Annotated in this window: 16 protein-coding genes; 13 read left to right on the top strand and 3 right to left on the bottom strand. The window is 68.8% G+C overall.

Going from position 1 to position 17,634, the window contains the following annotated elements; genetic code table 11:
- Positions 1–73 precede the first annotated feature (73 nt).
- Positions 74–499 carry a 30S ribosome-binding factor RbfA gene (gene rbfA / locus RS85_RS15875; protein ID WP_046014432.1) on the top strand — a complete coding sequence of 142 codons (426 nt, stop codon included), beginning with the start codon at positions 74–76 and terminating at the stop codon, positions 497–499.
- Positions 500–618: 119 nt separating this feature from the next.
- A complete protein-coding gene (locus tag RS85_RS15870) occupies positions 619–2,829 on the top strand; it encodes a helix-turn-helix transcriptional regulator (protein WP_046014431.1) in 2,211 nt (736 codons plus the stop codon).
- Between the two features lie 19 nt (positions 2,830–2,848).
- Here RS85_RS15870 and RS85_RS15865 read toward each other — a convergent pair whose 3' ends face one another.
- Positions 2,849–3,727: an A/G-specific adenine glycosylase gene (locus tag RS85_RS15865; RefSeq protein ID WP_046014530.1), complete on the bottom strand. Its 879-nt coding sequence runs from the start codon at positions 3,725–3,727 to the stop codon at positions 2,849–2,851.
- A 57-nt stretch (positions 3,728–3,784) separates the two neighbouring features.
- Here RS85_RS15865 and RS85_RS15860 point away from each other — a divergent pair, with 57 nt between their 5' ends.
- The 7 genes from RS85_RS15860 (at position 3,785) to RS85_RS15830 (ending at position 10,564) form a co-directional block, all read left to right on the top strand.
- Positions 3,785–4,216 carry a hypothetical protein gene (locus RS85_RS15860; protein WP_046014430.1) on the top strand — a complete coding sequence of 144 codons (432 nt, stop codon included), beginning with the start codon at positions 3,785–3,787 and terminating at the stop codon, positions 4,214–4,216.
- 46 nt (positions 4,217–4,262) lie between these two features.
- Complete coding sequence (gene truB, locus RS85_RS15855; RefSeq protein ID WP_046014429.1) at positions 4,263–5,156, top strand: tRNA pseudouridine(55) synthase TruB; 894 nt, start codon at positions 4,263–4,265, stop codon at positions 5,154–5,156.
- On the top strand, positions 5,153–5,521 hold the full coding sequence (locus tag RS85_RS15850) for a hypothetical protein (RefSeq protein ID WP_046014428.1): 369 nt from the start codon (positions 5,153–5,155) through the stop codon (positions 5,519–5,521). Before truB ends, RS85_RS15850 begins: the two co-directional genes overlap by 4 nt.
- A gap of 84 nt (positions 5,522–5,605) precedes the next feature.
- Positions 5,606–6,016, top strand: coding sequence for a hypothetical protein (locus RS85_RS15845; RefSeq protein WP_200894855.1), 411 nt, complete (start codon positions 5,606–5,608; stop codon positions 6,014–6,016).
- Positions 6,013–6,966, top strand: coding sequence for a bifunctional riboflavin kinase/FAD synthetase (locus RS85_RS15840; protein WP_046014426.1), 954 nt, complete (start codon positions 6,013–6,015; stop codon positions 6,964–6,966). The genes RS85_RS15845 and RS85_RS15840 overlap by 4 nt, the downstream gene beginning before the upstream one ends.
- 208 nt (positions 6,967–7,174) lie before the next feature.
- The gene (locus RS85_RS15835) at positions 7,175–9,319 is read left to right on the top strand and encodes a DEAD/DEAH box helicase (RefSeq protein ID WP_046014425.1); all 2,145 of its coding nucleotides are present in this window, start codon (positions 7,175–7,177) and stop codon (positions 9,317–9,319) included.
- 216 nt (positions 9,320–9,535) lie between these two features.
- Positions 9,536–10,564: a 6-phosphofructokinase gene (locus RS85_RS15830; protein ID WP_046014424.1), complete on the top strand. Its 1,029-nt coding sequence runs from the start codon at positions 9,536–9,538 to the stop codon at positions 10,562–10,564.
- 13 nt (positions 10,565–10,577) lie between these two features.
- Here RS85_RS15830 and RS85_RS15825 read toward each other — a convergent pair whose 3' ends face one another.
- A complete protein-coding gene (locus RS85_RS15825; protein ID WP_046014423.1) occupies positions 10,578–12,677 on the bottom strand; it encodes a S9 family peptidase in 2,100 nt (699 codons plus the stop codon).
- A 156-nt stretch (positions 12,678–12,833) separates the two neighbouring features.
- Here RS85_RS15825 and RS85_RS15820 point away from each other — a divergent pair, with 156 nt between their 5' ends.
- Together RS85_RS15820 and RS85_RS15815 are read left to right on the top strand one after the other, a co-directional pair.
- The gene (locus RS85_RS15820; protein ID WP_046014529.1) at positions 12,834–14,192 is read left to right on the top strand and encodes an inorganic phosphate transporter; all 1,359 of its coding nucleotides are present in this window, start codon (positions 12,834–12,836) and stop codon (positions 14,190–14,192) included.
- Positions 14,189–14,524, top strand: a complete 336-nt coding sequence (locus RS85_RS15815) for a hypothetical protein (protein WP_046014422.1) — start codon at positions 14,189–14,191, stop codon at positions 14,522–14,524. Before RS85_RS15820 ends, RS85_RS15815 begins: the two co-directional genes overlap by 4 nt.
- 21 nt (positions 14,525–14,545) lie before the next feature.
- Here RS85_RS15815 and RS85_RS15810 read toward each other — a convergent pair whose 3' ends face one another.
- Positions 14,546–15,112, bottom strand: coding sequence for a TetR/AcrR family transcriptional regulator (locus tag RS85_RS15810; protein ID WP_046014421.1), 567 nt, complete (start codon positions 15,110–15,112; stop codon positions 14,546–14,548).
- Positions 15,113–15,174: 62 nt separating this feature from the next.
- Between RS85_RS15810 and RS85_RS15805 the strand changes: the two genes are divergently transcribed.
- Both RS85_RS15805 and RS85_RS15800 read left to right on the top strand, forming a co-directional pair.
- Entirely contained in the window at positions 15,175–16,095 is a 921-nt protein-coding gene (locus RS85_RS15805) for a phosphodiesterase (protein WP_046014420.1), read from the top strand.
- A gap of 60 nt (positions 16,096–16,155) precedes the next feature.
- A complete protein-coding gene (locus RS85_RS15800; protein WP_046014419.1) occupies positions 16,156–17,616 on the top strand; it encodes an aspartate ammonia-lyase in 1,461 nt (486 codons plus the stop codon).
- Positions 17,617–17,634 lie beyond the last annotated feature (18 nt).

Raw genomic sequence — 17,634 nt, 5'->3', positions numbered from 1 at the left:
AGACGAGACGTCTTGCATGAGGCGTCTCGTCTCGCTTCGCTCGCTCAACGACCGACAGTCCTAGGAGAGAACAATGGTTGGTGAACGACAGGCCCGTCTCGCGGACCGCATCCGTGTGATCCTCGCAGAACGCCTCGAGAAAGGGCTTCGCGACCCGCGGCTCGGCTTCGTGACGCTGACCGACTGCCGCGTCAGCGGCGATCTGCAGCATGCTTCCGTGTTCTACACGGTGCTCGGCACGGAGGAGGAGCGCATAGCGAGCGGCGAGGCTCTGACCTCGGCCACCGGGATGCTGCGCAGTGAGGTCGGACGGCAGCTCAGCACTCGTCTCGTCCCGACTCTCGAGTTCATCCCCGACGCGCTGCCGGAGAACGCCGATCACATCGGAGCGCTGCTGCGTCAGGCTCAGGAGCGTGACGCGGAGGTCGCGAGGCTCGCGTCTTCGGCGTCGCACGCCGGCGACGCCGATCCCTACCGCACGGACGACGAGCAGGACTGACCCTCGAACAGCACCGGTATGTGAGCCGCTGCGGCGACCGATGTACCGGTGCACCGGTATACAGCGTCGGCTCAGGTCTCTCCACGGGTGCCTGAGTTGCTAGCCTCACCTCTGCGGGATTGCTTCCCGCCGAGCTGAGGGGGATCGGCATCGAGGGTCTGAACGCGCAGGGAGTCGGGTCGACATCCTCCGACGCCGTCGAGACGATCCTCGACCACCTGCTCACGGACGGACTCGGCTGCGCGCCTCACGTTCTGTCGCGTCTGGTCGCGGAGCTCCGCGGAGACGAGCGGGCGATCCGTCAGATCGTCGAGCGTCTGACACCGGCGCAGCGGGGCGGCCTCCGCCCTCTGCCGATTCCGCTGCCTGTGGTCCCGGCCATCGCAGCGCTCTTCGGGGATCTGATCCTCCCGGCACGCGACAGGGACCTGCTGCTGGCGCTTTCCGTGTGTCTCGACGACGACCTCGGGCCGCTGGTCGAGTTCGACGGACGATCCGCTGCCGAGATCGCGGCGGCCCCGGTGGGCAGGCACCTCATCGTGCGCGCGGGTCGAACTCATTTCGCCGAACCGCGGCTGGCGATCTGGGTGCGCGGACGCACGGATCCGACCGTCGTGCGTCGGATCCACGACCGGCTCAGCGAGGTGTTCGGGCACCGCGGCGATCGTGTGAGCGCCGATTGGCATCGCGCTCGTGCCTCGCTCGACCGCGACCCCGCGGCGGCGGCCGAACTCACACGGATCGCGCGCGAGCTCTCCGAGGCCGGCCACCCCGATCGCGCTCTGCTGCTCGCCCGCGAGGCGACTGTGCACGCCGCCGGGGCCGCGCGTGACGAGGCGAGGCTCGTCGCAGGCGCATCGTCGGTGGGCGCAGGATTCGCAGTGGAGGCCGCCGAATGGCTGGGAAGCCTGTTTCCGGGCGGCACAGAGCGGTACCGCCTGCAGGGGCTCGCGGGGCTGATCACGGCGCGCGCGCACCTGCAGGGGATCGTGCCTGAGGTCGACCCGGACTCGCTGAGGCCTCGATCCGATGATCGTGACGACTGGTACGCGTGGACGCGCGCGGCGGCGCTGGCGGCTGTCCTGTGCGCGGAACGCGGCGATCGGTCCGGCATGAGAACGTGGCTGAAGGCTCTCCGCGCGGGCACGGCTCGAGTCGGAGCTGAAAGAGAGCTCCGAGATCCCGTGGTCGCCTTGAGCTGGCTCATCGTGGGCGAGCCGGATCTCGACGGTGCCGTCGGGACCGGGCCGCTCACTGGACGGATGCTGCGCGCACTGCGAGCAGCGATCGAAGGTGACGTCGACTTCGGCCTGCGGGTTCTGACCGCGGCGGACTCTCCTCTGAGCGCGGACCGAGATCCCCTTGTCGAGGGATTCGAGCACAGCCCGGTCGTGCGTGCCTATCAGGCGGTCGTCGAGGTGCTGCTGCTGATATGGCGCGGCGACATCGGATCGGCGGACGAGCGGATGCGATCCGCGGCGCTGGAGCTCCCGATCGGGATACCGCTCGCCGGGCTGGGCGTCGTGCTGGTGCGCCGGCTCGACCTCGCGGTGCGCGGCGAGCTCGGTCCGATCTCGCGAGCCCTCACGGCCTCTCTGCCGCCTGCCGCCAAGATCGACGTGATCGTGGACCGAGGGATCGAGTCCTTCCTCGCGGGAGCATTCGGCGGGGCCGCGTCGTCGATCCGGCTCTGGCTCGATCTGGGAGCGCCGCAGACCACCCTCTCGGTTCCCGGGCTGGACGAAGTGGCCCTCACGAACGAGATCGGAGACGCCGCTCCGACCTTCGTCGGTCCGCCCGAGGTCTTCCTCGCACACGAGCTGCGCATGCGGCTCGCGACAGCCACCGACGGCCGCTGGCGGATGGAGCACGACGCGGTGCAGGAGGCGGCCCGCACGCTCCGGTCGCCCTTCGCCCGCGGGCGGGTCGAACTGATGCTGGGCGCTCACTGCGCCATCCGAGACGAGTCGGCCGTCGCCCGTTCTCATCTGCTGGCCGCCCAGCATCTGTTCGAACTCTCCGGGGCGGTCGCCTGGGCGCGATCGGCAGGTGATCGACTGGCGAGGCTCGAGCCGGACGAGAGCGATGTCGCGGCGGTCGCCGACCCGCTGTGGTCATGCCGGCACGCGTGGACGCGACTGTTGACCGCCCGCGAGCTCGAGGTCGCGATGCGCGCCGTCGCCGGAGCCCCGAATCGAGACATCGCCGCAGCGCTGAACGTCTCGGTCAGGACGGTCGAGGTGCATCTCGGCCGGGTGTTCGCGAAGCTCGACGTGCGTGGGCGTGTGGAGCTCACGGCTCTCGCGCACCGCACCAACCAGCACCTGTAGACGGCACGACGGAAGCCGGTCACCGGGGGAGTGAGAGCGACTCGCCGTCCGCCTCGGCCAGGCCGTCGGCGATGAGTGAGTCGATCGCCCGGTCGCGCTGCCGGGCGTCGGGCCAGTCCGGGAGAACCGCGTCGAGCGGGACATGAGCGGGCGCGGCATCCCGGAGCAGCCGGAGTACCGCGCCGCGCGCCTGCCGATCGGAGCCCTCGAATGTCGCCTGGCGTCGTCGGGTGTCGCCGGTGTCAGGTCGCCCGGCGGAGAGCCACACGCAGGTACCGGCGAGGGGACAGGCCTCGCATCGCGGGGCGCGTGCGGTGCAGACGACGGCCCCGAGCTCCATCGCGCCGGCGTTGAACGCGGCGGCATCGGCATCCGATTCCGGCAGCAGCGACTCCATGAGCGTCAGATCCCGGCGCGACGGCGGGGACGGCTGGGCTCGTCCCTCCACCGCCCTGGCGAGCACGCGCCGGGTGTTGGTGTCCACGACGGGATGTCGCTCGCCGTATGCGAAGACTGCGACGGCCCTCGAGGTGTAGTCGCCGATGCCGGAGAGGGCGAGAAGGGCGTCGATGTCGCGCGGCACGATGCCGCCGTGACGTTCGTCGATCTCGATGGCCGCGCGGTGCAGCCACAGGGCCCGGCGCGGGTAGCCGAGGTTCGCCCACTGGCGTACGACGTCCGCAGTCGATGCGGCAGCCATCGCCGACGGCGTGGGCCAGCGCGCCAGCCACCTCTCGAGATGCGGAATGACGCGCGCGACCGGCGTCTGCTGCAGCATGAACTCGCTCACGAGCACGCCCCAGGCACGGAACTCGTCATGGAACGCCGAGCGGCGCCAGGGCAGATCGCGCGCCTCGGCCCGATACCATCGGAGCACTGGCTGGACGAGCTCCTCGATGGGGGTTGAGGAGATCGCGGACACGACGCCAGCCTATGCGACGCAGGTATCGGGCCAGTGGAACTGGGCGGCGACTTCGCCGCCAGGCTCGGTGCGCTTCCCGACACGTGGCGGAACGACGAGGTCTGCTCATGGACCGCGTGGTGGCAGGCCGACGATTCGTCGTACTGTCTGTTCGTCGTACGCGGGACTGAATCCGAGACCGCCCCCATCGGCGAGATGTCGGTCTACTCCGCCGCGCAGGACCTCGGCGGCGTCGAGGGTCCTCGCACCGCGGAGGGCTTGGGCGTCGGGGCGACGACGGACGAGGTGCTCGCGGCCCACCCCGATGCCGAACGGGGCACTGCGGGGATCGGAATCGGTACGTGGGTGCGTCTCGCGAGTGAAGCGGATGGACGCGTCTTCTTCCAGTTCCGAGAGGGTGGGGATGTGACGAGCAGCGTGGTGGTGACCACCCGGGACCAGCCTTCGTACGAAGTGTGCGGCTGAGCTGGGGATGCGCGGTCGCGCTGCACGCGCATCGTAGGCTGGGGGGATGGTCTCGCCCGGAATCCTCCTCGTCGACAAGCCCGCAGGGCTGACCAGCCACGACGTCGTCGCACGTGCTCGTCGCGCCTTCGGCACCCGCAAGGTGGGTCATGCCGGAACGCTGGATCCGATGGCGACCGGTCTGCTGGTGATCGGCATGGAGGGCGCGACGAGACTGCTCACCTATGTGGTCGGCGCGGACAAGACGTACGAGGCGACGATCCGCCTCGGACAGACCACGGGCACGGATGACGCCGACGGCGAGATCCTTGTGCAGGCCCCGACCGACGCGTGGGCGACGGTCACAGGCGAAGCAGTGAGCTCTGGTGTCGCGGCGCTGACGGGCGAGATCTCGCAGGTTCCGAGCGCCGTTTCTGCGATCAAGGTCGACGGGCGTCGTGCCTACGACAGGGTGCGTGCCGGCGAAGACGTCGTGCTCGCCGCGAGGAACGTGACCGTGTCCCGCTTCGAGGTGATCGCCCGGCGCCCCGGTGAGGGCGTGCTGGATCTCGACGTGATCGTCGACTGCTCGTCCGGCACCTACATCCGCGCGCTCGCCCGCGATCTCGGCGCCGCGCTCGGGGTCGGCGGGCATCTCACCGGTCTGCGCCGCACTCGCGTCGGCCCGTTCGAGGTGGCGGACGCCGTCGCCCTCGACGCGCTCGCGGATGCCCGGACCCTGACGCCGGCGGACGCCGCGAGCCGGATCCTGCCCGCATTGACGGTCTCGGCGGAGGAGGCGCGCGATCTCCGACACGGCAAGCGGCTGAGTGACCAGGCCGCACGGCTCGAGGGCGCACTCGCCGCGGCCATCGATGAAGAAGGCGTCCTGGTCGGGATCGTCGAACGACGAGGCGCCGATCTCAAGAGCGCCATGAACATGCCCGGGGGCGCGCCGTGATCATGTGGTTCACGATCATGCAGATCGTCGTCGCCGCGGTCGCCGGCGCCTTCTGCATCGTCGCGGGGCTCGGGGGTCGCCGACCGAGCGACTACAGCGTCGGCGCCCTCGCGATCGTCGAGCTGCTCCTCGTCATCCAGGTGGTCGTCGCGATCGTGTCGCCGCTCGCCGGCAATCCGCCCACCGGTGATCTGCTCGAGTACTGGGTCTACCTGGTCTCGGCCGTGCTGCTGCCGATCGGAGCCGTGATCTGGGCGCTGATGGAGCGCAGCAGGTGGAGCACGGTCATTCTGGGAGTCGCCGCCCTGGCCATCGCGATCATGCTGTGGCGCATGCAGGTCATCTGGTCCGTCCAGATCGCGTGACGCCCGAAGCGCGCGCGGAGTCCGGGAACCTCCCACGGCTCTAAGATGGAATGCGCTATGAGCACCACCGCCCCCTCCACTCGGATGACCGGAATCGGTCGCGTCCTCGTGATCGTCTACGCCGTCATGGCGCTGGCCGCCACGGGGCGCAGCTTCGTGCAGATCGTCCGCCGGTTCGAGGAGGCGCCGCTCGCGTATTCGCTGTCCGCCGTGGCCGCGGTCGTGTACGTGCTCGCCACCCTCGCGCTCGTGCTCTCGCGTCACCGCGGGTGGTACACCGTCGCGTGGATCGCGATCGTCTTCGAGCTCACCGGAGTTCTCGTCGTCGGGCTGCTCAGCATCCTGCTGCCCGCACTCTTCCAGCACGAGACCGTCTGGTCGCTGTTCGGTCGCGGCTATCTGTTCATTCCGCTGGTGCTCCCGGTCTTCGGCATCTGGTGGCTCCGCACCCATCGTCCGGCGCGCGCCGAACGGCCCGTCGAGGCCGCCGCATGATCGTCTTCCGGAGCCCTGCCGAGGTGCCGGACGACTTCGGCCCGTCGGCGGTGGCCATCGGCAAGTTCGACGGGGTCCACGCCGGACACCGCGCGGTCATCCAGCGCCTCGAGGAGGCGGCCGAGGCATCGGGTAGCCGCTCGGTCGCAGTGACCTTCGATCGCAATCCGCTGGCGGTCCTCCGGCCCGATCGGTGCCCGGAGAACGTCGTGACGGTCGATCGCAAGCTCGAGCTCCTCGGCGAGCTCGGACTCGACGCGACACTCGTGCTCACCTTCGACGAGGAACTCGCCGCACGCAGCGCGGAGGACTTCGTCGTCGACATCCTGGTCGATGCGCTGCATGTGTCGACGGTTCTCGTGGGGGAGGACTTCCGCTTCGGTCGCGGTGGAGCGGGGACCCCGGCGCTGCTGCGGGAGATGGGCCCGGCGCACGGGTTCACCGTCGAGGTCGTCGACGACGTGTATCTGCCGGGATCGGAGCGACGCGTCTCGTCGACCTGGATCCGCGAGCTGCTGATCGAGGGTGACGTCGCGGAGGCGACGCGCGTGCTCGGGCGCCATCCCGATGTGCGGGGCGAGGTCGTGCACGGACTCAAGCGGGGCCGTGAACTCGGTTTCCCCACCGCGAACCTGTCGACGATCGTCGACGCGTTCGTCCCCGCCGACGGCGTGTACGCCGGATGGCTGGTCGACCATGACACCGGCATCCGGCATCCGTCCGCGATCTCGGTCGGCACCAACCCGACGTTCGACGACGTCCTCGAACGTCAGGTCGAGGCGCATGTGCTCGATGAGACCGGGCTCGATCTCTACGGCCACGACGTCACCGTGGAGTTCGTGGAGCGGCTGCGCGGAATGGTCGCGTATGAGGGTATCGAGAAGCTCTCCGCTCAGATCGGCGTGGATGTCGACGATGCCCGGCGGGTTCTCGCGGACGCCGCGAGCTGAGATGTGACGCGCGGCGGAGAGGAAGTCTTCGGCGTCCCGGCCGGATGGCATAGACTGATGACCGGTTCACACCGATCCTCACGCGTACCGCGTGCATCGGCGGGAACCGGGAATTCTGTTCGTACGGTCCTGGCTCACGCCACACGCGGACATCGAGAACGGCTCGCGGCTTCATGAGGATGCCGGGGCCTTCACGCTCAGGAGGAGCATGCCGACCACGGCAACCGCCGCCACGCGGCGCAAGAAGACGTCCCGTCGAGACGACGAGGCCCCCCTCATCCCGATCCTCGCGCGCAAGGTGCGCGAGATCGAGGCGAAGTCGCAGCGAGGGAAGCTCGGTCCGACGAACCGGGTCAAGTTCCAGGTGATCGCCTTCCTGGTGCGCGAGGAGCGCGCCAGGGTGAAGGCGGATGCCGAGATCGGCGATCCCGCACGCGCCGAACTGCTCAAGCGCCTCGACGGTGTGGCGACGATCCTCGCGAAGACCGCCGCCCGCGACACCTCGCTCATCCAGCTGCTCGAGGCCGACCAGGCGACGTCGCCCGTGGCCAAGCGGATGCGCCGCGATTGGCTTCTCGAGTCCGGCGCCGAGCTGGCGCCGGAAGAGCTCATCATCGCGGATGCCGCCCCCGTGCAGATCTCCTCGGTGCCCGCCGCCATCGCCGAGCGGCAGGTCACGCCTCCCTCCGTCGAGTCTCGGCAGCTGGCCAACCCCTTCCTCGCGCCGGACCTGACGCCGCGGAGCACCGTGACCCCTCGCCGCCGCCTCGACGGGTGGGAGCTGATGGGTCCGCTCTACAAGGCGTTCGAGACCGGTGCCGGCGGATCCGCCGCCACCATGGAGCTGCCGCCCGCACCCGAGTACGACCACCTGTCGCCAAAGGGCCTCGAGGTGATGGTCCACCAGTCGCGCTTCCTCGAGGCCGTTCGCGCAGGACACCGCAGCTTCCTGCTGGCCGACGAGCCCGGTCTCGGCAAGACGGCGCAGTCACTGCTCGCGGCATCCGTGGCCGGTGCCTACCCGCTGCTGGTCGTCGTCCCCAACGTCGTGAAGATGAACTGGGCGCGCGAGGTGGAGCGGTGGACGCCGCAGCGCCGCGCGACCGTCATCCAGGGCGACGGTGACGACATCGACGCCTTCGCCGACATCTTCATCGTGAACTACGAGATCCTCGACCGTCACCTCTCATGGCTGTCGTCGATCGGACTGCTCGGCATGGTCGTCGACGAGGCGCACTTCATCAAGAACCTCTCCTCGCAGCGCTCGCAGAACGTGCTCTCGCTTGCCTCGCGGGTGCGCGAGCGCACGCCGGGCGGAAACCCGCTCATGCTCGCCCTCACCGGCACCCCGCTGATCAACGACGTCGAGGACTTCGACGCGATCTGGCGGTTCCTCGGCTGGACGACCGGTGAGAAGCCGGGGCCCGAGCTCATGGAGAAGCTCGACGCCACCGGCTACACGCCTGCGGACAAGGCCTTCTACCCCGAGGCGCGCGACGCCGTGATCTCGATGGGTATCGTCCGTCGCAAGAAGAAGGACGTCGCCGCCGATCTGCCCGACAAGCTCGTCGCCGACCTGCCCGTGCAGCTGGACGACGAGTTCGGCCGCAGCATCCGCCAGGCGGAGCGCGAGCTGGGGGAGCGACTGGCAGCGAAGTACCGGCGCATCATCGAGGCCCGCGGAGATCGCGGGCTCGCTCCAGGCGAGATCGACGAGGACATCGTCCGAATGGTCGCGCACAACGAGCTCGAGGAGTCCAAGGCCTCTGGCACGGGAGGCGACAACGTCTTCACGATGGTGCGTCGCATCGGACAGGCCAAGGCGCAGCTCGCCGCGGACTACGCCGCGCAGCTGCAGCGTTCGGTCGGCAAGGTCGTCTTCTTCGCGAAGCACATCGATGTCATGGATCGGGCGGAGGCGCACTTCGCGTCCGTCGGCATCCGCTCGGTCTCCATCCGAGGCGACCAGACGTCGACGGCGCGTCAGCAGGCGATCGACGACTTCAACAGCGATCCCGGAGTCGGCATCGCCGTCTGCTCGCTCACAGCGGCAGGTGTCGGACTGAACATGCAGGCGGCGTCGAACGTCGTGCTCGCGGAGCTGTCGTGGACGGCCGCCGAGCAGACCCAGGCGATCGACCGCGTGCACCGCATCGGTCAGGACGAGCCGGTCACGGCGTGGCGCATAATCGCCGCGCACACGATCGACACCAAGATCGCTGAGCTCATCGATCAGAAGCAGGGTCTCGCGGCGCGTGCTCTCGACGGGGAAGCGCTCGACGAGGTCGCCGCCGAGCCGGTGCAGCTGGCGGCGCTCATGCACCTGCTGCGGCAGGCGCTCGGCGCGGCATAGTCGTCGGTAGCGGCCGTCAAGATCTTCTGTTCTTAACGGGGAATCGGGGATCCTTTCGCTCTCCGCCGTCAAGATCTCGGATGCCGGGTCGGGAGTCTGTCAAATTCACCGGTTTTCGCCGTGCTCGAATGGCGCCGGAGCGCGTGGGGGCGCTAGTGTCGATCGAAGGCAGCGTCGCCACTTCCCCCCTTTCCCCGAACGTCTGAAGGCTCCAGCATGAAGATCGGCATCCTGACGAGCGGCGGCGACTGCCCCGGACTCAACGCGGTCATTCGCGGCATCGTGCTCAAGGGCACCACCACGTACGACCTCGAGTTCGTCGGCATCCGCGACGGATGGCGCGGCATCGTGGAGGGCGACTTCATGCCGCTCACCCGGCACGAGGTGAAGGGTCTCTCGAAGGTGGGAGGGACGATCCTCGGCACCAGCCGCACCAACCCCTACGAGGGCGAGCGCGGCGGCGCCGAGAACATCGCGAAGACCCTCTACGGGCACAAGATCGACGGCATCATCGCGATCGGCGGCGAAGGAACCCTGGCAGCCGCCGATCGGCTGTCGAAGGACGGCATCAAGGTGATCGGCGTTCCCAAGACGATCGACAACGACCTGCAGGCCACCGACTACTCCTTCGGCTTCGACACCGCAGTCAACATCGCCACGGACGCGATGGACCGCCTGCGCACCACCGGCGATTCGCATCAGCGCTGCATGGTCGCCGAGGTCATGGGCCGTCACGTCGGCTGGATCGCACTGCATGCCGGCATGGCGGCCGGTGCTCACGTCATCTGCATCCCGGAAGTACCGATGTCGATCGAGGACATCACCGCGCTCGTGTCGAGCGCACACGATCGCGGGCGGGCGCCGCTGGTCGTCGTCTCCGAGGGCTTCAAGCTGCTCGGTATGGAAGAGGCGTACAGCGACAAGGGCCTCGATGCGTTCAACAGGCCCCGTCTCGGCGGCATCGGCGACCGGATCGCTCCGGAGATCGAGCGGATCACCGGCATCGAGACACGCGCCACCATCCTCGGCCACATCCAGCGCGGCGGATCGCCGTCGGCGTTCGACCGCGTCCTCGCGACGCGTCTCGGCCTGCACGCTGCTGACGCGATCGTCGACGGCGCGTGGGGTCAGATGGTCGCGATGCAGGGCACCGACATCGTCCGCGTGCCCTTCGCCGATGCCCTCGGCGAGCTGCACACCGTGCCGCGCTACCGCTACGACGAGGCTGCCGCGCTCTTCGGCTGAACTCGCGCCGGCGTCACGCCTCCGCGAGGCCGAGGGTGTCGAGGAGCCAGGCCAGCTCGAACGCGCGTTCCTTCCAGGAGTTGTAGCGTCCGCTCACGCCGCCGTGCCCGGCGACCATCTCGCACTTGAGCAGGACGTCGGATGCTCCGGCCTCCCGGAGCCGGGCGACCCACTTCGCCGGCTCCACGTAGAGCACGCGCGTGTCGTTGAGCGATGTCACGGCGAGGATGCGCGGATACGCCACGCCCTCGCGGACGTTCTCGTACGGCGTGTACGACTTCATGTACGCGTAGACCTCGGGGTCGTGCAGCGGGTCGCCCCACTCGTCCCACTCGATCACGGTCAGCGGCAGCGACGGGTCGAGGATCGTCGTCAGTGCGTCGACGAAGGGGACGGCGGCGAGGATGCCGGCGAACAACTCCGGAGCGAGATTCGCGACCGCGCCCATCAGCAGACCACCGGCGCTGCCGCCCTCTGCGACCAGCCGCTCCGGCGTCGTGACACCCGACGCGACGAGGTGCTCGCCGCAGGCGACGAAGTCGGTGAAGGTGTTCCGCTTGTGCAGCAGCTTTCCCTCCTCGTACCACTGGCGTCCCATCTCGCCACCGCCGCGTACGTGCGCGACGGCGAACACGACGCCGCGATCGAGCTCCGAGAGTCGAGCCACCGAGAAGCCGGGGTCGATCGAGTGCTCGTAGGAGCCGTAGCCATACAGATGCGTCGGTCGCGGCTCGGAGCCCGGGTCGCCGAAGGACCGCTTCCAGACCAGGGAGATCGGAACCTTCGTGCCATCCGACGCGGTCGCCCAGTCCCGACGCTGCCCGTACTCGGCCGGCTCGTAACCCCCGAGCACGGTCGCCTGCTTGCGCAGCAGCAGTTCGTGTGAGGCGAGATCGAGCTCGTAGACGGTTCCCGGCGTGACAAACGACGTGTAGCCGAGACGCAGATAGGGGGAGTGCCACTCGGGGTTTCCGCTGACACCCGCCGAGTACAGCGGCTCGTCGAAGGCGATCTCCTCGACGGCATCCGTCGCGTAGTCGAGCAGGCCGACACGCTCCAGGCCCTCGCTGCGGTACTCCACGGTCGCGAAGTCGCGGAACGCGTCGGTCCCGAGGAGCCGCCTGCCGGGCTCGTGCGCGAGCACGACGTGCCGTTCACCCTGGGGGTCGGATGCCGCGACCGAGACGAGCTCGAAGTCGAGAGCATCGTCGTTGTGCAGGATCAGCAGACGGTCCTCGCCGTCGATCACGGCGTGCTCGAGCGAGTACTCGACGCCCTCACGACGCGGCCACACGATCCGGGGCTCAGCCGTGAGCTCGCCCGACAGGTCGACGAGGTGCTCCTCGCTGGTGATGCTCGATCCGACGCCGATCACGAGGTAGCGGCGGCTGCGGGTGATCCCGGCTCCGAGCCAGAACTTCTCGTCCGGCTCGTGGAACAGCGTGATGTCGTCCGCCACCGGCGTGCCGAGCCGGTGCAGCCACAGGGTGTCGGGCCGCCAGGCCTCGTCGCGGGTCGTGTAGATGATCCCGGTGCCGTCCGGCGTGAAGAACGCGCCCCCCGTGTTCGGGATCTCGTCGTCGAGCGTCACGCCCGTGGTCAGGTCGCGCACGCGCACCGTGTAGAGCTCGTCGCCCTCGAAGTCCGTCGACCAGAGCAGCTTCGTCGCGTCGTCCGAGGTGTCGAAGGCGCCGAGGGAGAAGAATTCGTGCCCCTCGGCCTCGGCGTTGCCGTCGAGGAGGACGACCTCGCCCGGCACCGGCACGCCCGGCTCGAGCAGCGGGGGAGTCCAGTCATCGGGCTCGGCGGCGGCCCGGCAGTGGATGCCGTACTGCGCGCCCTCTTCGGTGCGGCTGTAGTACCACCAGTCGCCGCGGCGCGTCGGCACCGACAGGTCGGTCTCCTGCACCCGTCCCTTGATCTCCCGGAACAGCTGATCGCGCAGGCCGGCGAGATGCGCCGTCCTCTGCTCGGTGTAAGCGTTCTCGGCGTCGAGGTGGGCGACGACCTCGGAACTATCCTTCGCGCGCAGCCACTCGTACGGGTCGTCGACGGTGTCTCCGTGGTGCGTGCGAGCGGTCGAGCGGCGGTCTGCGATGGGGGCGTCGGTCACGGTTCCACGCTAGCCCAGGTCGAGTTGACCGGCGCGGGGGAGGGTGGGAGGATCTACCGGGTCCGGTAAACGGAAGTGAAACCCACGGTGAACTCTTCGTTCGTCACGTCGATCCCGTCGACACGCCCTTTCTTCCTCAACGACAGAAAGCGAACGGTGGAAACCGCAGCCCTCCTCGTGGTGCTCGTCATAGCACTGGCACTCTTCTTCGACTTCACGAACGGTTTTCATGACACCGCGAACGCGATGGCGACGCCCATCGCCACCGGCGCGCTGAAGCCCAAGACGGCCGTCCTCCTCGCCGCGATCCTGAACCTGGTCGGAGCCTTCCTCTCGACCGAGGTCTCGAAGACGATCTCCGGCGGCATCATCCGCGAGGACGCGATCATCGATGCCGGCACCGATCTCTTCCTGTCACTCATCTTCGCCGGACTCATCGGCGCGATCACCTGGAACATGCTGACCTGGCTGCTCGGTCTGCCGTCGAGCTCCTCGCACGCCCTGTTCGGCGGTCTCATCGGCGCCACGATCGTGGGAGCGGGCCTCGGCGGTATCGACTTCGGCGCCGTGCTGTCGAAGATCGTGCTGCCCGCGCTCATCGCCCCCGTCACCGCCGGACTCATCGCTTTCGCCGCCACGAAGATCGCCTACTCGATCACGCGCCGCTACGACGGCAAGCCCGACGGCCGGGACGGCTTCCGCTGGGGGCAGATCTTCACCTCGTCCCTCGTGGCCCTCGCGCACGGCACCAACGACGCGCAGAAGACGATGGGCGTGATCACCCTGGCGATGATCACGATCGGCTGGCAGTCCGGTGCGCAACACGAGCCCGAGCTCTGGGTCATCATCGCCTGCGCGTTCACGATCGCGCTGGGCACGTATCTCGGCGGCTGGCGCATCATCCGCACCCTCGGCAAGGGCCTCACCGACGTCAAGCCGGCACAGGGCTTCGCGGCGGAGAGCTCGACCGCGGCGACCATCCTCGCCTCGAGCGCCCTGGGCTTCGCTCTCTCGACGACGCAGGTCGCCTCCGGTTCGGTGATCGGCTCCGGCCTCGGTCGTCGGGGTTCGACGGTGCGCTGGCGGACCGCAGGACGCATCGGCGTCGGCTGGCTGCTCACGCTGCCGGCGGCCGGTGGCGTCGGAGCCCTTGCCGCGCTGCTGGTCGTGTGGCTCGGCAACTGGGGTGTGGCGATCGACGCCGTTCTGGCGGTCCTGATCATCCTCGGCCTCTTCGCGCGCTCGCGCCGGAACGCCGTCACGTCGGCGAACGCCATGAGCGACGTCGCCGAGTCCCATCTCGCGGTCGAGGTTCCGAATACCCCGCCGCCCACGCGCCGTCAGCAGCGCATCGCGCAGGCAAAGGCCGAGGCGAAGGCGCGCGCAGAGGCGAAGGAGAAGGCCAGGACCGAGGCGAAGGCCCAGGCGAGGAAGAAGGCCGAGGCGAAAGCGGCCTCGAAGGCCGGAAAGGCGTCGAGGCCCGCCGACGCCGAGCGGGACGGAGAGTCCTCATGAGTGTGTCCATCGACTGGTACGCATTCCTGCAGGTGTTCGTCGCCGCCCTCGTCGGCGCGACCGCCATCGCCACGTTCTATGCGCTCGGCCTCCGACTGCTCGTCCGCAGCGGTCGTGCTCCGGTGGTGAGTCCGGCGGAGTTCACCGACGCGATCACCGTGATCACAGAGAAGGAACTCAAGCGCGCGTCGAAGCAGGCCGCGAAGGCGGCGAAGAAGAGCCCGTTGACGGAGACCCAGAAGTCCCTCGCGCTCGTGGGCGCCTACGGATGCTTCGCGCTGTGCGCGGCAGCGGTGATAGCCGGCATCCTGCTCCTCGTCCTCGGTCACTGACTCGAAGCCGAGGCCGAGGCCTCAGTGCAGGAGCCCTGCCACGAGGTCGTCGATGATGTCGTCGGTCGCCGTGTCCGGGTCGATCGGCGTCGTCAACCGGTCGAGCAGCAGTCCATCGATCGCGTAGTGGAACAGCGCGATCTCACGTCGGCCGCCGGGCAGACCTGCTGCGGAGTTGAACGCCACGTCGCCGTCGAGACCCGCTTGCTGCCAGGCACTGAGCACGGCCGCGATCTCGGGGCGACGACTGCTCTCCAGGCGCAGCTCGAAGAGTGCGATCGTCACGTCGCGGTCGTCGCTGAGGCGGCGCACGATGTCGCGGATGTAGTCGGCGAACAGTGCAGGGCCTGGCGGGACCGCCGCACGCCGCTCCAGTTCCTCCGGCGTCGGAGCCAGGCGCTCCCCGATGCGCTCGACGAGCCCGGCGACGAGGGCGTCGCGGCTTCGGAAGTAGTTCGAGGTGGTGCCGGTGGGCACGCCCGCAGCGAGGTCGACGGCCCGGTGCGTGAGCCCGCGCGACCCCTCGCCGGCGAGCACGGCGAGGCCGGCATCCGCGATGATCCGTCGTCTCGACTCGTTCTTGGCCATCCCTGCATCCTAGCTCTTGCACTACAGGCGCAGTAGTCGGTGGGTCGGCCTAGGCTGTTGCCATGTCCGCAGGAACCGGCACCGCCCACGCCTTCGGCCGACACCGGCCGGCCTCCCACGTGCTCATCCACGTCAGCGACCCGCATTTCCTCGCCGCCGGCGCCCGACTGGGGGGCCGCTACGACGTCGAGGCGAACTTCGCGCGCACGCTCGACGCGATCAGGGCCGTACATCCGAACCCCTCGGCGGTCGTGATCACCGGCGATCTCGCCGACCTCGGCGAGCCGGACGCCTATCGCCGTCTGCGCGCCGCGGTCGAGCCCGTCGCGGCGGAGCTGGGCGCGCCGGTCATCTGGGTCGCGGGCAACCACGACGAACGCCCGGCGCTGCGACGCGATCTCCTGGACCTGCCGCCGACCGAGGAGCCGGTCACGGGGGTCTGGGACCTCGACGGTCTTCGCGTGATCGCTCTCGACACGAGTGTGCCGGGATGGCATCACGGCGACCTCGACGCAGGTCAGCTCCGGTGGCTGGAGGAGACCCTCGCTCAGCCCGCTCCTCACGGAACGCTGCTGGCGATGCATCACCCGCCGCTGCCGAGCCATGTGCCGCTCTTCGACATCCTCGAGCTCCGCCATCAGGACGAGCTCGCCGCCGTCATCCGGGGCACCGACGTTCGCGGCATCCTCGCCGGCCACCTGCACTACTCCTCGCACGGGATGTTCGCCGGAGTCCCGGTGAGCGTGTCATCGGCCACGTGCTACACGATGAACGTCTCGCGGCCGGCGGCCGAGGTCAACGGAATGGATGCCGCCCAGGCGTTCCAGCTCGTGCACGTGCATCCCGACACGATCACGCATTCTGTCGTCCCGGTCACCGATGCGACGACCGGCGACTACTTCTCCGAGGAATGGCTCGAGCGCATGGCGGAGCTCACACCGGAAGAGCGCCTCGAAGCCTTCTCCCGGAAACCCGGTCGGTGAGCCGCGTAGACTGGAGGCATCCCCCACACACTCACCCGCCACGACCCACAAGGATGTGACATGGCTTCTGCCGCGCCTGCCCTTACCCGTACCGAGACCGATTCCCTGGGGACGATGGAGATCCCCGTCGACGCCTACTGGGGCATCCACACCGCCCGCGCCGACGCGAACTTCCCCATCACCAAGCGCCCGATCTCGGTCTACCCCGACCTGGTGATCGCGCTCGCGATGGTGAAGCAGGCGAGTGCCAGGGCGAACCGCCAGATCGGTGTGCTGGACCCGGAGCGGGCCGATCTCATCGACCGGGCAGCGCAGCGTGTCATCGACGGCGAGTTCCACGACCAGTTCACGGTCGGCGTCATCCAGGGCGGTGCCGGTACCTCGACCAACATGAACGCGAACGAGGTCATCACGAACATCGCGCTCGAGATGGCGGGCCACGAGAAGGGCGACTACGCGTTCCTGTCGCCGATCGACCACACCAACCGCAGCCAGTCGACCAACGACGTCTACCCGACAGCGGTCAAGATCGGCCTCTCCCTGACGCTGCGCTCACTGCTCGAGGAGCTGGACCTGCTGCGCCTGTCGTTCCTGGCGAAGTCGCGCGAATTCCACGATGTGCTCAAGGTCGGCCGCACCCAGCTGCAGGACGCTGTGCCGATGACACTCGGACAGGAGTTCCACGGATTCGCCTCGACGCTCGGGTTCGATCACACCCGTCTCACCGAGAACGCGTCGCTCATGTTCGAGATCAACATGGGTGCGACGGCCATCGGCACGGGCATCACGACGCACCCGGACTACGCACCGGCCGTGCTCAAGCACCTGCGCGAGATCACCTCGCTCGATCTGATGACGTCGGCGGACCTCGTGGAGGCCACGAGCGACACCGGATCCTTCATGTCGTTCTCCTCGACGCTCAAGCGCAACGCGATGAAGCTGTCGAAGATCTGCAACGACCTGCGTCTTCTCTCCTCGGGCCCGCAGGCGGGCTTCGGCGAGATCAACCTGCCCGCCATGCAGGCGGGCTCCAGCATCATGCCCGGCAAGGTGAACCCGGTCATCCCCGAGGTCGTGAACCAGGTCGCCTTCGCCGTCGCCGGCGCCGACATGACCGTGACGATGGCGGCCGAGGCGGGGCAGTTGCAGCTGAACGCCTTCGAGCCGGTGATCGCTCACTCGATCTTCCAGTCGATCACCTGGATGCGTCAGGCGATGTGGACCCTGCGCGTCAACTGCGTCGACGGGATCTCCGCCAACCGCGATCGTCTCGGCGCGATGGTGGGTGCATCGGTCGGAGTGATCACCGCTCTGACGCCGTTCATCGGGTACGCGGCGGCTGCCGCGCTCGCGAAGACCGCCCTCCTGACGAACCGCAACGTCGCCGACCTCGTCGTCGAGGCCGGCCTGATGTCGCGGGATGAGGTCGTCAAGCAGCTGTCGCCTGCTCGTCTGTCCGGACTCGAGGCGATCACCGCCGCGATCCCCGTGATCACGCCGGAAGACCTCGTCGAGATCTGATCCGCTGAGACGACGGAG

Source organism: Microbacterium sp. SA39, from assembly GCF_000967865.1.
Lineage (GTDB): Bacteria > Actinomycetota > Actinomycetes > Actinomycetales > Microbacteriaceae > Microbacterium.
This window is presented reverse-complemented; position numbering and strand designations above follow the sequence as displayed.

Excerpts from the sequence above, each read along its gene's own strand:
- rbfA (WP_046014432.1), top strand. The coding sequence starts at position 74 with ATGGTTGGTGAACGACAGGCCCGTCTCGCGGACCGCATCCGTGTGATC.
- truB (WP_046014429.1), top strand. The coding sequence starts at position 4,263 with ATGGTCTCGCCCGGAATCCTCCTCGTCGACAAGCCCGCAGGGCTGACC.
- RS85_RS15845 (WP_200894855.1), top strand. The coding sequence starts at position 5,606 with ATGACCGGAATCGGTCGCGTCCTCGTGATCGTCTACGCCGTCATGGCG.
- RS85_RS15840 (WP_046014426.1), top strand. The coding sequence starts at position 6,013 with ATGATCGTCTTCCGGAGCCCTGCCGAGGTGCCGGACGACTTCGGCCCG.
- RS85_RS15835 (WP_046014425.1), top strand. The coding sequence starts at position 7,175 with ATGCCGACCACGGCAACCGCCGCCACGCGGCGCAAGAAGACGTCCCGT.
- RS85_RS15830 (WP_046014424.1), top strand. The coding sequence starts at position 9,536 with ATGAAGATCGGCATCCTGACGAGCGGCGGCGACTGCCCCGGACTCAAC.
- RS85_RS15815 (WP_046014422.1), top strand. The coding sequence starts at position 14,189 with ATGAGTGTGTCCATCGACTGGTACGCATTCCTGCAGGTGTTCGTCGCC.
- RS85_RS15810 (WP_046014421.1), bottom strand. The coding sequence starts at position 15,112 with ATGGCCAAGAACGAGTCGAGACGACGGATCATCGCGGATGCCGGCCTC.
- RS85_RS15805 (WP_046014420.1), top strand. The coding sequence starts at position 15,175 with ATGTCCGCAGGAACCGGCACCGCCCACGCCTTCGGCCGACACCGGCCG.
- RS85_RS15800 (WP_046014419.1), top strand. The coding sequence starts at position 16,156 with ATGGCTTCTGCCGCGCCTGCCCTTACCCGTACCGAGACCGATTCCCTG.